At 63.9% G+C, this 13250-nt stretch carries 14 protein-coding genes and 1 pseudogene; 5 read left to right on the forward strand and 10 right to left on the reverse strand.

The features are described 5' to 3' along the window. Positions 1–65 precede the first annotated feature (65 nt). Both phnD and phnE read left to right on the forward strand, forming a co-directional pair. Entirely contained in the window at positions 66–1181 is a 1116-nt protein-coding gene (phnD, locus tag DW352_RS20640; protein ID WP_210209865.1) for a phosphonate ABC transporter substrate-binding protein, read from the forward strand. Between the two features lie 103 nt (positions 1182–1284). Further along, on the forward strand, positions 1285–2109 hold the full coding sequence (phnE, locus tag DW352_RS20645; RefSeq protein WP_115693100.1) for a phosphonate ABC transporter, permease protein PhnE: 825 nt from the start codon (positions 1285–1287) through the stop codon (positions 2107–2109). On the opposite strand, the gene DW352_RS20650 is transcribed toward phnE, so the two are convergent. Genes DW352_RS20650 through DW352_RS20670 form a run of 5 tightly spaced genes read right to left on the reverse strand, consistent with a single transcriptional unit; the run spans position 2110 to position 4830 of the window. Further along, complete coding sequence (locus tag DW352_RS20650) at positions 2110–2991, reverse strand: caspase family protein (RefSeq protein ID WP_115693101.1); 882 nt, start codon at positions 2989–2991, stop codon at positions 2110–2112. Positions 2992–2997: 6 nt separating this feature from the next. Then, a complete protein-coding gene (locus tag DW352_RS20655; RefSeq protein WP_162827094.1) occupies positions 2998–3432 on the reverse strand; it encodes a hypothetical protein in 435 nt (144 codons plus the stop codon). A gap of 20 nt (positions 3433–3452) precedes the next feature. Beyond that, a complete protein-coding gene (locus DW352_RS20660; protein ID WP_115693103.1) occupies positions 3453–3902 on the reverse strand; it encodes a hypothetical protein in 450 nt (149 codons plus the stop codon). A 15-nt stretch (positions 3903–3917) separates the two neighbouring features. Then, positions 3918–4361 (reverse strand): DUF1843 domain-containing protein, encoded by a 444-nt coding sequence (locus DW352_RS20665; protein ID WP_115693104.1) that lies wholly within the window; start codon positions 4359–4361, stop codon positions 3918–3920. A gap of 13 nt (positions 4362–4374) precedes the next feature. Next, a complete protein-coding gene (locus DW352_RS20670; protein ID WP_115693105.1) occupies positions 4375–4830 on the reverse strand; it encodes a DUF1843 domain-containing protein in 456 nt (151 codons plus the stop codon). Between the two features lie 79 nt (positions 4831–4909). On the opposite strand from DW352_RS20670, the gene DW352_RS20675 reads away from it, so the two are divergent. Both DW352_RS20675 and DW352_RS20680 read left to right on the forward strand, forming a co-directional pair. Beyond that, positions 4910–6412 (forward strand): radical SAM/SPASM domain-containing protein, encoded by a 1503-nt coding sequence (locus DW352_RS20675; protein ID WP_245434500.1) that lies wholly within the window; start codon positions 4910–4912, stop codon positions 6410–6412. Further along, positions 6399–6857, forward strand: a complete 459-nt coding sequence (locus DW352_RS20680; RefSeq protein WP_162827095.1) for a hypothetical protein — start codon at positions 6399–6401, stop codon at positions 6855–6857. Before DW352_RS20675 ends, DW352_RS20680 begins: the two co-directional genes overlap by 14 nt. 75 nt (positions 6858–6932) lie before the next feature. Here the strand turns inward: DW352_RS20680 and DW352_RS20685 are convergent, their stop codons facing one another. Continuing rightward, on the reverse strand, positions 6933–7193 hold the full coding sequence (locus DW352_RS20685; protein WP_115693108.1) for a hypothetical protein: 261 nt from the start codon (positions 7191–7193) through the stop codon (positions 6933–6935). Between the two features lie 179 nt (positions 7194–7372). Between DW352_RS20685 and atzF the strand changes: the two are divergent. Then, positions 7373–8731, forward strand: a pseudogene (atzF, locus tag DW352_RS20690) (allophanate hydrolase); the annotation flags it as partial. On the opposite strand, the gene DW352_RS20695 reads toward atzF, so the two are convergent. From DW352_RS20695 to DW352_RS20710, 4 genes are all read right to left on the reverse strand, one after another. Next, a complete protein-coding gene (locus DW352_RS20695; RefSeq protein WP_115693110.1) occupies positions 8715–9965 on the reverse strand; it encodes a mandelate racemase/muconate lactonizing enzyme family protein in 1251 nt (416 codons plus the stop codon). The pseudogene atzF and the gene DW352_RS20695 overlap by 17 nt on opposite strands. Continuing rightward, positions 9889–10902, reverse strand: coding sequence for a Bug family tripartite tricarboxylate transporter substrate binding protein (locus DW352_RS20700; RefSeq protein ID WP_115693111.1), 1014 nt, complete (start codon positions 10900–10902; stop codon positions 9889–9891). Before DW352_RS20700 ends, DW352_RS20695 begins: the two co-directional genes overlap by 77 nt. 213 nt (positions 10903–11115) lie before the next feature. Further along, positions 11116–11748, reverse strand: coding sequence for a response regulator FixJ (fixJ, locus tag DW352_RS20705; RefSeq protein ID WP_115694523.1), 633 nt, complete (start codon positions 11746–11748; stop codon positions 11116–11118). Beyond that, positions 11738–13246 (reverse strand): PAS domain-containing sensor histidine kinase, encoded by a 1509-nt coding sequence (locus tag DW352_RS20710; protein WP_115693112.1) that lies wholly within the window; start codon positions 13244–13246, stop codon positions 11738–11740. Before DW352_RS20710 ends, fixJ begins: the two co-directional genes overlap by 11 nt. Between the last annotated feature and the right edge of the window lie 4 nt (positions 13247–13250).

Consider the following 13250-nt stretch of genomic DNA (forward strand, 5'->3'; position numbering starts at 1 on the left):
GCGTGGGCCTTGGGCCCGGAACTGCGACTACAGAAAATTCAACGACTGCAACAGGAGAAGGCATTATGCGCAAGCTTGCCCTGATCGGCGCGGCTATGGCGATGGCCGCCGGTATCGTCGCCACGACGGCGCGCGCCGAGGTCACGGAACTGAACTTCGGCGTCATCTCGACGGAAGCGTCGGTCAACCAGAAGAAGAACTGGGAGCCCTTCCTCGAGGCCATGTCGAAGGCGATCGGCGTCAAGGTCAACGGCTTCTACGCCAGCGATTACGCGGGCGTGATCGAGGCGCAGCGCTTCAACAAGGTGCAGATCGCCTGGTACGGCAACAAGTCGGGCATGGAAGCGGTCAACCGTTCACAGGGCGAAGTGTTCGCGCAGGTCGTCTCGCGCGACGGCAGCGAAGGCTACTACTCGCATGTCATCGTGCACGCCGACAGCCCGTACACCAAGCTCGAAGACATTTTGAAGTGCGACAAGACGCTCGACTTCGGCATCGGCGATCCGAATTCGACCTCGGGCTTCCTGGTGCCGACCTCCTACATCTTCGCCGCCAAGAACATCGATCCGAAGCAGTGCTTCAAGACGGTACGCAACGCCAGCCACCAGGCCAACGCCATGGCGGTCGCCAACAAGCAGGTCGTCGCCGCCACCAACAACAGCGAAGATCTCCAGCGCCTCGACAAGACCGCGCCGGAAGCCCGCAAGCAGATCCGCATCATCTGGACCTCGCCGATCATCCCGCTCGACCCGATCGTCTGGCGCAAGGATCTCGACCCGGCGCTGAAGACGAAGATCTACACCTTCATCATGAGCTACGGCCGCGTCGGCACGCCGGAAGAGATCAAGGCGGCCAAGCAAGTTCTGGCCAACCTCATCTGGTCGCCGTTCCATCCGTCGAACGACAATCAACTCCTGCCGATCCGCATCCTCGAAGCCAACAAATCGATCATGAAGATCAAGGGCGACGACAAGCTGAGCGACGAGCAGAAGCAGGCGCAGATCGCCCCGCTGCAGGAAGAGATCAAGAAGGATCAGGATCTCACTGCCAAGGCCGAGCACGCGCCGTTCGTGGCCAAGCTCGCGGCCTTCAAGGAAGCCGACAAGGCCGGCAACCAGGACGAGCTGAAGAAGTTGATCGGCGAGTTCGCGGCCGCCGCGTCGCAGACCCCGACCAACTAACTTCATCGCAGGGCGCCGGAGCGAAACGTTCCGGCGCCCTTATTGCATTTGGGCCGTTCCGGGTCCGCGCCTTCGATGCGTTCCGGAAGGACGGATAAAGAAGATGACCGATATCGCCACGCCGACCGAGCGTTCTGCCACGTCGCAGACACACATCCCGCAGCAGCCGTTGTCGCGCCGGCTGCGGACGTGGTTCGTCTGGCTCGTCGTCATCGGCCTTCTGGCGTGGAGCTGGAATCCGGCGGAGATGTTCCGCGTCACGGCACTGTTCACCGACTGGCGCAACATGGCGGAGTTCGGCAGCGCCTTTCTGCATCCGAACTTCCACGACTGGGACCACTATCTCTCCGACATGCTGGTGACGATCCAGATCGCCATCTGGGGCACCGCGCTCGCCGTCGTGTTCGGCGTTCCCTTCGCGATTCTGTGCTCGGCCAATGTGTGTCCGCCTTGGATCGTGCAGCCGGTGCGCCGCTTGATGGATGCCTGCCGCGCCATCAACGAGATCGTGTTCGCGCTGATGTTCGTCGTGGCGGTCGGCCTCGGGCCGTTCGCCGGCGTGATGGCGCTGTTCGTGCATAACCTCGGCATCTTCGCCAAGCTGTTTTCGGAGGCGGTGGAGTCGATCGATCCGCGCCCGGTGGAAGGCATTCGCGTCACCGGCGCGGTGCGCGTGCAGGAGGTGATCTTCGGCGTCATCCCGCAGGTGCTGCCGCTGTGGAGCTCGTTCACGCTCTACCGGTTGGAGACCAATGTCCGCTCGGCCACCACGCTCGGCATCGTCGGCGCCGGCGGCATCGGCCAGACGCTCTATGAGAGCATCCGCAGCTTCCAGTATGCCGAAACGGCGGCGCAGGTGATCATCGTCGTCGTCGCCGTCATTCTCATCGACCTGGTCAGCGCCCGCATCCGCCGCGCCTTGGTTTGATCAGATGGTGAACGGCCGCTGATGGTCATAGGCGAGGTCGAGCTTGCCCACCTTGTAGTGGTTCGGCGACTGCGTCGGCAGCATCATGCGTTGAATCTTCAAGTGGAAGTCCTCGTAGTCGCCCTGGAACGTGCCGCTGTCCCACACCAGCAATAGCGCCGCCGTGAATGTGCTGTTGACGGCGCCGTCGAACGATACCTGATTGTCCTGGCAACCGGATATCAGGCGAATGCTGGCTCTCGCCGTTTCTCCATCTTTGCCGCCAGGGCCGACCTTCGGCATGGGATTGCCGATCTTCTCGTAGAATTCCTTGTTGAGCTGGAGGGTCCGCAACGCCACGTCCGGCGGCACGAACTTCGGGCCATACACGATCGCCTTCGCGGGCGGCGCGCCGAGTTTCGTAACGTCGCCGACGGCTGCGAGGTTCGAGGGCAGAACGGACTGATAGAACATCATCTTGGCGACCGTGCCGCTGTGGCAGGAGTCGGATAAAATCAGCACCCGCACGCCATCGGCGAGCGCGCCGTACAGGCGGTAGAGTTCGTCGTCGACGATCTGCCCATCGTAGAGGCACCAAGTCTCGTCGAGACCATCGGCCTCGTCGCCATCGAGATCCGGCACTTGGTTGCCGTGGCCGGAATAGGTAACCAGCAGAATGTCGCCGCCCCGCAAGTCGGTCGCCGCTTTGGTCAGGAGCTCGATCATGGCGGCGCGCGTCGCCTGGTCGCTCAGCCGGAGATTCGTCTGATAGCCTGCCTTCTCGGCGATCTGCTGCATGCAGCGTGCGTCGTTCTCGCAGGCGTTCAGGCGTCCTTCCCAGCCGGCATAATGAGCCGGGTCGAGGTGATTAAGTCCGAAATGGATCGACATGCCCTTGGCCATGCGCGCTCACGTTTCCGTTTTTGCCTGTTCGACCAACGCTTCGAGGCGATTGCCGCGTTCAGTGATTACCCAGGGACAGATCGCGCAGATGGAATCGCCGTATTCGCCGTGCCACCGACAACCTGGCCGGATCGAGCAGCGCGGCAACGCGACCGCCGCTTCGTTCGCCAGGAGTTCGGGCCCGCGTTCGTGCAGCACCTTGGCAACGCCACACCGTTCACCGTCCCATTTCTCGCACCCGCGTTTCAGACAGGGCGATGAAAAACGGAAGCGTTGCTCGGGTGGCCGGCCTTCGTGTGCGGCGGCCACAAATGCTGCGTCGATCTCCAGGCGTTCGGCGATAAAGTCGACGCGGCCCTGTGCGTTGACCAAGCCGAGGAGGATATTGCCCTCCTCGCAGCGGGAACTCGGACACAGAGCTGGTCCTTTCGCGTCGGCCATAGTGACCACCGTCTACGCGCTCAACGCAGGTTCGGTGGGTAGGCGACCAAGCCCATGACCGGCGGTGGAAAGAGCGAGCCGATCACCGACGGCCCGAGCTTTGCCTGCGACAGCGGCGTCGCCACCAGATCGCCGCCGTGATCGATCTTAGCCACTTCCTTCATGACCGCGGCGTGCAAGGCTTGCTCGATCTCGGCCTTCAGCGCATCCGACAGCGATATGCCCTCGATGTGAACGACGAAGCGCTCGTCGGCGGCCGGCGGCCCGGCTTTGCTTCCGCCCTGCTTTGTGATTTCGGTTTCGAGTTCTCGCACCGCGGCGATCAGGTCGCCCTGCGCCGCAACGATCCCACGCGCCGTGTCGCGAAGCGCAATCAGCTCCTCGACCGGCGTCGTTTTCTTGTTGAGCGCATAGGCAATCGCCAGGCCGTAGGCGGCGATGTTCGCGCCCGGAATAGCTTTTTCCGTCATCACGCATCCCCCATGTTACGTGAGCTGCTTCGAGACGATGGCCCGGCCGGGCGTATGCGCGCCGAAGCCGGTGCCAAAGGCGGCGATCTTCGACAGCGGCGAAGCCACCATGTCGCCCTTGGTGTCGATCTTGGCGATCTCGGCCATAACGGCCTTCTCGATCGCCGCCTCGATCTCCTGCTTCACGCCCTCGGGCAATGACACGCCGTCGATTTGCGCGACGAAGCGCTCACCGGCGGGCTCGGGGGCGGCTTTGACGCCGCGCTTGGCAATTTCGGCTTCGACCGCGCGCAATGCGGACGCCAAGTCGCCTTGTGAATCGATGACCGTCTTGGCTTGATCGCGCAACGAAACGAGATCCTCGATCGTCGCGTTGCCGTGGGTGAGATTGTGGAGTGCGTTGCCGATAGCGACGCCGTAGAGCGCGATCATGCCGCCTGCATGGGAGGGAATAGCCATTGGAGCCCCCTTTCTATCCACGCCTTAGCTCTGGCCGAGCGATCATGCCCGCAGTCGCGCCGCCCAGCGCGCCGCCGAACGACTTGATTTCCGAAAGAGGTGTTATGACGAGGTCGCCGCCGGCATCGCTGCGGGCGAGTGCGGTCTTCACGGTTGCATTGATCGCCTGTTCGATCCGCGCCTTGGCGGCCTCGGGGATCGGCAGGCCGAGAATCTGAACAACGAAGCGTTCACCGGGTGCGGGCTGTGACGGCGCCGCCTTTTCGGAACCTGGTCCTCCGCGCCGTTCGATTTCCTGATCCAGTGACGTCAACGCCGCGCTGAGATCGCCCTGCGCGTCCAGCAGCGATTTGGCATGCGAACGCAGCGAGACAAGTTCGCTCAACGTGGCTGTGCCACGCGCCAAGGCGCCGGCAATTGCCTGGCCGTAAGCCAGCATGATTCCGCCTGGAAAACCCTTGTCCGCCATTGGACGCCTCCCCGTTGCTGTACAACTCAAAGTTAATTAAATATATTGATGCTCGTCAACCGAGTAAATGGATACCTTTATGGTGGTGGAAGGTGAGCCGGAACGGAGACAGCGGCCCGTTCGATCAATCCCGGACGAGGGCCTGCCCGAGCCGCAGCCGCGGTACGTCGTTTGGGAAATCACGCTTTCCTGCAATCTCAAGTGCCGCCATTGCGGCTCAAGGGCCGGCGCTCCGCGCCGACAGGAACTGTCGACGGCGGAATGCCTGGCGTTGATCGACGAACTCGCGCTTGCCGGCACCAAAGAGGCGGTGCTGATCGGCGGCGAAGCGTATCTGCGGCAGGATTGGCTCGAGCTCGTCGCCGCCTTTGCGCGTCACGGCATATTGTGCGGCTTGCAAACGGGCGGCCGTGCCCTCACCGAAGCCAAGATCGCGGCCGCCGCGCGCGCCGGCTTGAAGGCGGTCGGCGTGTCGATCGACGGCTCGCCGGCAACTCACGATGATCTCCGTGGCGTCAAAGGCAGCCACGCGCAGGCCGTCGCCGCGATCCGGCATTCGCGCCGGCAAGGTCTCATGACGACGGCAAACTCGCAGGTCAATCGTCGCAACGTCGGCGAACTGCGCGACATCTTCGACACCATCATCGATGCGGGCGCGAGCGCCTGGCAGGTTCAGCTCACGGTGCCGATGGGAAACGCCGCGGACGATCCGAACCTCATTCTGCAACCTTACGAACTCGCGACGGTGCTGCCAGAGTTGTTCGCGCTGTTTCGTGAGGGGATCGGTCGTGGCCTGCAGCTCATCCCTGGCAACAACATCGGTTACTTTGGCCCCTATGAATCCGCGTGGCGCAGTACGTCAGGACGCGCCGAGTACTATGGCGGTTGCCAAGCCGGACGCGCCGGTCTCGGCATCGAGGCCGATGGTGCAATAAAGGGCTGCCCCTCGCTGCCGACGGCGCCTTATGCCGGCGGCAACGTGCGCGACAAACCGTTCGGGCAGATCTGGCGCGAAAGCGCCGAGCTCGCCTTCATGCGCGATCCGGTTGAAAGCAGCGCCCGCCGCTGGGGCTTCTGCAAGAAGTGCTACTACGGCCCGACCTGCCGCGGCGGCTGCAATTGGACGACCCATGTCGTCACCAACAAGCCCGGCAACAATCCGTTCTGCCATTATCGCATCTTGCGGCTGATGGACCGTGGCTGGCGCGAGATCATCGTGCACCGCGAGGCGCCGCCCGAAGGCGCGCCGTTCGACTTCGGCCGCTTCGACATCATGGTCGAAGACGAACACGGCCAACTGCATGGCCAGGATGTGTTCGATCGCGACGACGTTCAGGATATTGCGCCGGGTGCGAATGCCAATCTCGACGCACTGGTCCTCTGTGAGCGCTGCGATCGGTTTCATTATCAGGACGAAGCCGAGTGCCCTCATTGTCGAAGCTGGTCTGCGGTCGACCGCGCAAACCAGCATCTCGACGAGATCGGCAAGATCCTATCGGCCATCAACGCTTCGCCGGATGCGTCGTCGCGCGTTCTGCCGGATTCGGTTCAACATGGGAGGAGTGTCAATGAGTGCAAGTGACGAAGTGAAAGCTGCGCTGATGAACATCCCGGTGTCGTGGCTGCATATGCCGGCTCTCGCGCTGGTCGAGGGTGGTGCCGCCGGCGCCAAGAAGGAATATGGGCCGAAGATCGCCCCTGCGGTGCTCGCTTTGGGCGCTGCCGCGGCAGGCACCATCGTCGGCGGCGGACTGCAACTGGCGCACCAGTATCTTCATGACAGCAAGGCCATGCCCACCGACTACGCCGGTATCGACCGCATCGTCTGCACGGCGACCTTCGCCGAAATCGAGCAGGCGGCCATTCGCATTTACGAGGAAGCGGCGCAGGCAAAAGGCGGCAATACGCTGCAGTCGATTATCGATCAGGCATCCGGTGCCAAGGTGTTGCCGATTGTTCCAGTCGCGGGAGCCGCCGCCGCGTTTGTCGTGGGCGTCTATGCTGGGGCGGCCGCTGCGCGACCTTGAGATAGAGATGATGACACCGAGGGCGCGCTCGCGCGCCCTCAGCTGTTTCGCTACGGGCGCTTCGTGGCGACCCGATCAGAAGCGGATGCCGACCGAGACCCCGACGCGTGCCTCACCATGCGAGCCGGCCTCGGCGTAGACCCTGACCTCGCCGTTGACGCTCTTTGGCTTGGGGCCGCTCGTGGCATGAGCGGCGTTCGCCTTCAGGTCCTCGATAACTCCATTGAAAGCGCTGCCATCGATGAGGGCGTGCAGCTTTTTCCGAAGCTCATCGAGCTTTTCGGGGTCGCATTCGGGCAGCGAAAGCGTGCATTCAAAGTTGTTGTAAACGGCCATGAGATCCTCGCTCGGGTTGCGTTGCGACGGAATGGTGACCTGCTACGTTTACGTGTCATTCAACTAAATACAACTAAACATTGTGAAGTGCATTTGTTGCGGAGGCGCGTGATTTCTCGCACAACAGACCGTGCGCCCTTGCCGGGGCGGCGCCATGGGGTCGTTTTTCGGGGGCCGCTTTGGCTGAAACTGTCGCTGAAATCGTTGCCGCGCACCGCACCGGAGCGGCCACGCCGGAACAGACTGTCGCCCGCAGCTATGCGCGCATCCGCGCCCGCGGCGACAGCGCCATCTTCATCAGTCTGCGCGAGGAGGCCGAAGCGCTGGCCGAGGCGCGCGCGCTTGCCGGCAAGGCCGATCTGCCGCTTTACGGCGTGCCGGTCGCGGTGAAGGACAATATCGACGTCGCCGGCCTGCCGACGACGGCGGCATGTCCCGCCTTTGCGCACAAGCCGGGGCGCGATTCCACGGCCGTCGCGAAGCTGCGCGCCGCCGGTGCCATCGTCGTCGGCAAGACCAATCTCGACCAGTTTGCCACCGGGCTGGTGGGTGTGCGCTCGCCCTACGGCATCCCAAAGAACAGCATCAAGGAAGAGCTGGTGCCGGGCGGCTCCTCGTCCGGCTCGGCTGTGGCGGTCGGCGCGGGCCTGGTGCCGTTGGCGCTCGGCACGGATACGGCGGGCTCCGGCCGCGTGCCGGCCGGCCTCAACAACATTGTCGGCTTGAAACCGAGCCTCGGGCTGATCTCGACTTTCGGCGTGGTGCCGGCTTGCCGCACGCTCGATTGCGTCTCGGTGTTCGCCTTCACCGTCGACGATGCTTTCGCGGCGCTGTCGGTGATGGCCGGCGCCGATGCCGCCGATCCTTATTCTCGCAACCGGCCGCTCGGCACGGTGAGCGCGGGCGCGCCGGCAACGCTCGGCGTGCCGCGGCCGGGCCAGTGCCTGTTCTTCGGCGACCGCGCCTTCGAAGCCGCTTACGGCGCTGCGCTCGAGCGTCTCGCCAAGCTCGGCCATGCTCTCGTCGAGATCGACATCGAGCCGTTCTACGAGACCGCGCGTTTGCTTTATGAGGGGCCGTGGGTCGCCGAGCGCACGATCGCCGCGGGCGATCTGCTCGCTTCCGATCCGGACGCCATTCATCCGGTCACGCGCGACATCATCCTCAGCGGCTTGCGGCCGACCGCGATCGACGCCTTCCGTGCCTTCTACAAGCTGGAGGAATTGCGCCGCGTCGCCGACGTTACCTTCCGGCAGGTCGACGCGCTGGCGTTGCCGACGGCGCCGACGGCTTACACGGTACAGCAGGTGCTCGCCGATCCGATCCAGCTCAACAGCCGGCTCGGCACCTACACCAATTTCGTCAATCTGCTCGATCTGTGCGGGCTGGCGCTGCCGGCCGCTTTCACCGACGCAGGCATACCGTTCGGCATCACCTTGCTGGCGCCGGGTGGCGATGACGCGATGTTGGCCGGCATCGGCCGCGCCTTCCACGCCGACACGAAGCTCAAGCTCGGCGCGCTCAATAAGCCGCAGCCCCAGCCGGCGTGACCAGCTCGCGCGCGGCGATCGCCACGCGGTGACGCCGCACGCAGCTTTCGTCGACGTCAACGCCGAGACCCGGCCGGTCCAGGCTCCCGGCGTGGCCCTGTCCGGTGACGAGCGGCTGTGCCGTCACGTCGGCGGCGAGGCCGATGTGGGTGAGCGTCAGGCCCCAGCCGATGTTCGGGATGACCGTTGCGACATGCAGCGCGGCCGCGCAGGCAATGCTCGACTCGCCCGTCTTGCACGAGATGTTCACTTGCATGCCGAGGTCGCCGCAGAGCCGGCCGGCATCGGCCAGCGCGCGCACCCCGCCGAGCTTGATCGCCTTCAGGCTGACGCCCCGCGCGGCCTGGCGTTCGGCGTGGCGGCGAATGTCGTCGCGCGAATGAATGCCCTCGTCGGCGCCGATGGCGATCGAGGTTGCCGCCGCGATGCGTGCCATGGCGGCGAGATCGTCGGCGGCCACCGGCTGTTCGAAGAAGTCGAGACCGCAGCCTTCGACCGCGCGCACGTAAGCGAGCGCTTCTTCGGTGCTGAAGCCCTGATTGGCGTCGGCCGAGATCAGCATGCCCGGCCCGAGCGCCGCGCAGATGGCGCGGGTGCGCGCCGCGTCGTTTTCCGGGGTATCGATGCCAACTTTGATCTTGTAGGCGACGAAGCCTTCCGCCTTCTTCTTTGCCGCGTCCTTGAGATCGCCGTCGTAATCGCCGCCGCCGACCACGCCGAGCAACGGCATGCGGCCGCGCTGCTTGTCGCCAAGCAGCGCATGGACCGGCTTGCCGGCCGACTTGCCGGCAAGATCGAACAGCGCGATGTCGAGCGCGGCTTTGGCGCCGTGGTTGCCGTACATGCGACCATCCATCGCGACATGGGCGCCCTCGATATCGGCAGCATCGCGGCCGATGAGAGCAGGGCGCAGGTGATGGACGGCCGCCACCAGGCTCTCCAAAGTGTCGCCCGTCATCACCGGCGCCGACGCGGCTTCGCCCCAACCGACAAGCCCGGTGTCGGTCTCGATCCGCACCAGCATGTTGTCCGCGCGCCGCACTTCCTCACCGGCCATGATGACCGGCTTCTTCATCGGCAGGCTGACGGCGATCGGTTCGATGGATGTTATGCGCATGTAGGGGCCGCGGTTCGTAACGCCGGCATCATAGCTTCTTGATGCCGGCGCCTTCGATGATGTCCTTGAACGTATCCATTTCCTTGGTGACGCGCGCCCAGGCATCGGCGCCGCCCTTCGGACGCACCAGGAAGCCGGCCTTCAAGAACTTCTCCTGCATGGCCGGCTCTTTCAGCACTTGCAGCGTCTGCTGCTCGAGCCATTTGACCATGTCCGACGGCGTCTGTGCCGGCGCCATCAGCACCATGTCGGTGGCAAAGACGAAGTCCGGATAACCCGCTTCGCGCATGGTCGGGATATCGGGAAATTCCGGCCAGCGCGTCTCGGCGCAAATGGCGAGGCCGCGTAGCGTGCCGGCCTTGATGTGCGGCGCCGACGGCCCGAGCGAATTCGAGGCCAGTTGCACGGTGCCCGTCAGCAGTCCTTGCAACGCATCGCCGCCGCCTTTGAACACGACTTCTTCGAGCTTGGGCAGTTTCTCGCGCGACTTCAGCAGCGAAGCCTGCAATTGCGGCGTGGTGCCGATCGGCGGCACCGAAACATTATATTGCTCCGGATGCGCGCGCGCGAGCGCGACAAATTCCTTCATCGATTTCGCGGGCGACTCTTTGCGAACGACGAAGATGTTCGGCGCGCCGGCCACCTCGCTGACGGCGACGAAATCCTTGCGCGGTTCGAACGGCAGTTTGTTGTACAGCCCGACATTGACGGACAACGCGTTGGTCGCGAGCAGCATGGTGTAACCGTCGGGGTCCGCATGGGCGACATAACCCATGCCGATATTGCCGCCGGCGCCGCCGCGATTTTCGATAATGAAAGTTTTGCCGGTCGATTGTTCGAGAGCGGCGGCGATCATGCGTCCGACCAGATCGGACGGTCCGCCCGGTGTGTTCGCGACGACGATTTTGACAGGCCGATCCGGATAAGCAGCGAAAGCCGAGCGGATATGTATTGCTGGCAGGGCGACGCCAGCGGCAAGCGTTGCGGCGGCTCTGATAACGTTGCGCCGTGTCGGCGCGGAGCCACCCATGAAACGAGTCATGCTAGCCTCCCCATATTCGGCGTTGTTTTATGGTGTGCCGATTATCCCGCGAGCGTAGGCGCTCGCTCCTGATGGGGCAATGCCTGCGAACACGGAGGGAGAACTTTCGCGGTGCAATGGATTTTCACCGCGTTAAAAGGGCGCTCTGAATTTCAGCTACTGAGAACGGACGTGCGGCGCAATGCCTTGGTGCGAAGATGCGTCCGGGCCGAATTACCGCGACTTGTTGCTGCTCTCGAGAATGCCGGCCGTCATCGCCATGCGCACGAGATCGGACAGGCTGTTGGCGCCCATCTTGGTCATCAGATTGGCGCGATAGATTTCGACGGTGCGCGGGCTGATGCCGAGGTCGAAGGCGATGTTCTTGTTGGCGTGACCGGCCACGAGTCCCTCCAGCACCTGCCGCTCGCGATTGGACAGCGCGGCAAGCTTGTCGTGGATCTCCGTGACCTCGGCGCTGCGCTTGACCGCGTCGGCTTCCTTGTCGAGCGCGGAACGCACGGCGACGAGCAGATGATCGTCGTCGAACGGCTTCTCGAGGAAATCGATGGCGCCGATCTTCATCGCCTCGACCGCGAGGGCGATGTCGCCGTGACCGGTGATGACGATCACCGGCAACTCGGGCTTCGTCTCTTTCACGCGCTTGAGCAGGTCGATGCCGGTGATCTCCGGCATGCGGACATCGGTGATGACGCAGCCGAAGCGAACCTCCGACAGAACGTCCAGAAAGGCCTGAGCCGAATCGAAGCCGCGGACGGTCATGTTCGCGGTCTTCAACAGGAACTCGAGCGACTGCCGGACGGCTTCGTCGTCATCCACCACATAGATGACAGGCTCAGGCTGCATCGTCGACATCCCCTTCCTTTACGACGACAAGCGTGAAGTTGAAGATGGTGCCGCCGCCCGGATTGGGCTCCACCCAGATGCGGCCGCCATGGGCTTCAATGATGGTGCGCGAGATCGAAAGCCCGACCCCCATACCGTGACGCTTGGTCGTGATGAACGGCTGGAATAGCTGCTCCGCCACCTCCGGCGCAATACCGCTGCCGGTATCGGCGACGCTGACGCGCACATGGGTGTCGCCCACCGGCACGACCGTGATCACGAGATCGCGGGCCGTGGAGGCCTCCATGGCGTCCATCGCATTGCGGATGAGGTTGAGCAGCACTTGCTGGATCTGCACGCGGTCGGCAAGCACCAGGTCGACCGCCGGGTCGAACTTGAACTGCACGCGGATGCCGCGGTCCTTGACGCCGACCAGGGCCAGCGCGCTCGCCTCCTCCACCAGCTTGGTGATGCTTTCGACGCGGCGTTCGCTTTCGCCACGCTGCACGAATTCGCGCAACCGCCGGATGATCTGACCGGCGCGCATCGCCTGATCGGCGGCCTTGTCGAGCGCGTCGCGCAGCGTCACCGATTTGTCGTCGGTCGCACTGTCCAGCATGCGCTTCGAGCCCTTCAGATAGTTCGAGATCGCCGACAGCGGCTGATTCAGTTCGTGCGCGAGCGTGGAGGCCATCTCGCCCATGGCGGTAAGACGGGAAATATGCACGAGCTCGGATTGCAGCTCTTGCAGCCGCGCTTCCGTCTTCTGCCGCTCGGTGAGATCGCGGATGAAGCCGGTGAAGAAGCGCCGTTCGCCGCTGCGCATCTCGCCGACCGCGAGCTCCATCGGAAACGTGGTGCCGTCCTTGCGCTGACCCACCACGACGCGGCCGATGCCGATGATGCGCCGCTCGCCCGTGTTCAGATATCGCTCGATGTAGCCGTCATGGTGCTGGCGATAAGGCGACGGCATCAGCACCTTCACGTTCTGCCCGAGGGCTTCCGATGCGGTGTAGCCGAACAGACGTTCGGCGGCCGTGCTGAACGAACTCATGATGCCGTGTTCGTCGATGACGATCATGGCCTCGGGGATCGTGTCGAGGATCGATTGCACATGCGCGGCGCTGGCCAGCGCGTCACGCGTCATGATGTTGGTGCGCGCGCGGCTTCTGCGCAGCAGCTCGCCGCCCCATGACATGCCGGTGCCGATGACGGCGAACGCCACACCGTTCACCACCATCGCCGTCGCGAACGGATCGGCTTCGCCGCGGACCACGACGATCGCGGCGGCGATACTCAAGGCCGTTGCCAGCAGGCCGGGGCCGAGACCGCCCAGGCCGGCGGAGATCAGCACGGCCGGTACGAAGTAGAGATAGACGGTGTCGTCCTCGAGGACCGGCAGCAGCAGCGCGCGCATGGCGAGCGACAGCGCCACCACCACCGGCGCGATACCGTAACGACTCAGCAGAGACCGTTCGTAAAGGTCTAAAAATCTATGTTTTTCAAATGCTTGTGACATGCCT

The sequence above is a fragment of the Pseudolabrys taiwanensis genome (assembly GCF_003367395.1).
Classification (GTDB): domain Bacteria; phylum Pseudomonadota; class Alphaproteobacteria; order Rhizobiales; family Xanthobacteraceae; genus Pseudolabrys; species Pseudolabrys taiwanensis.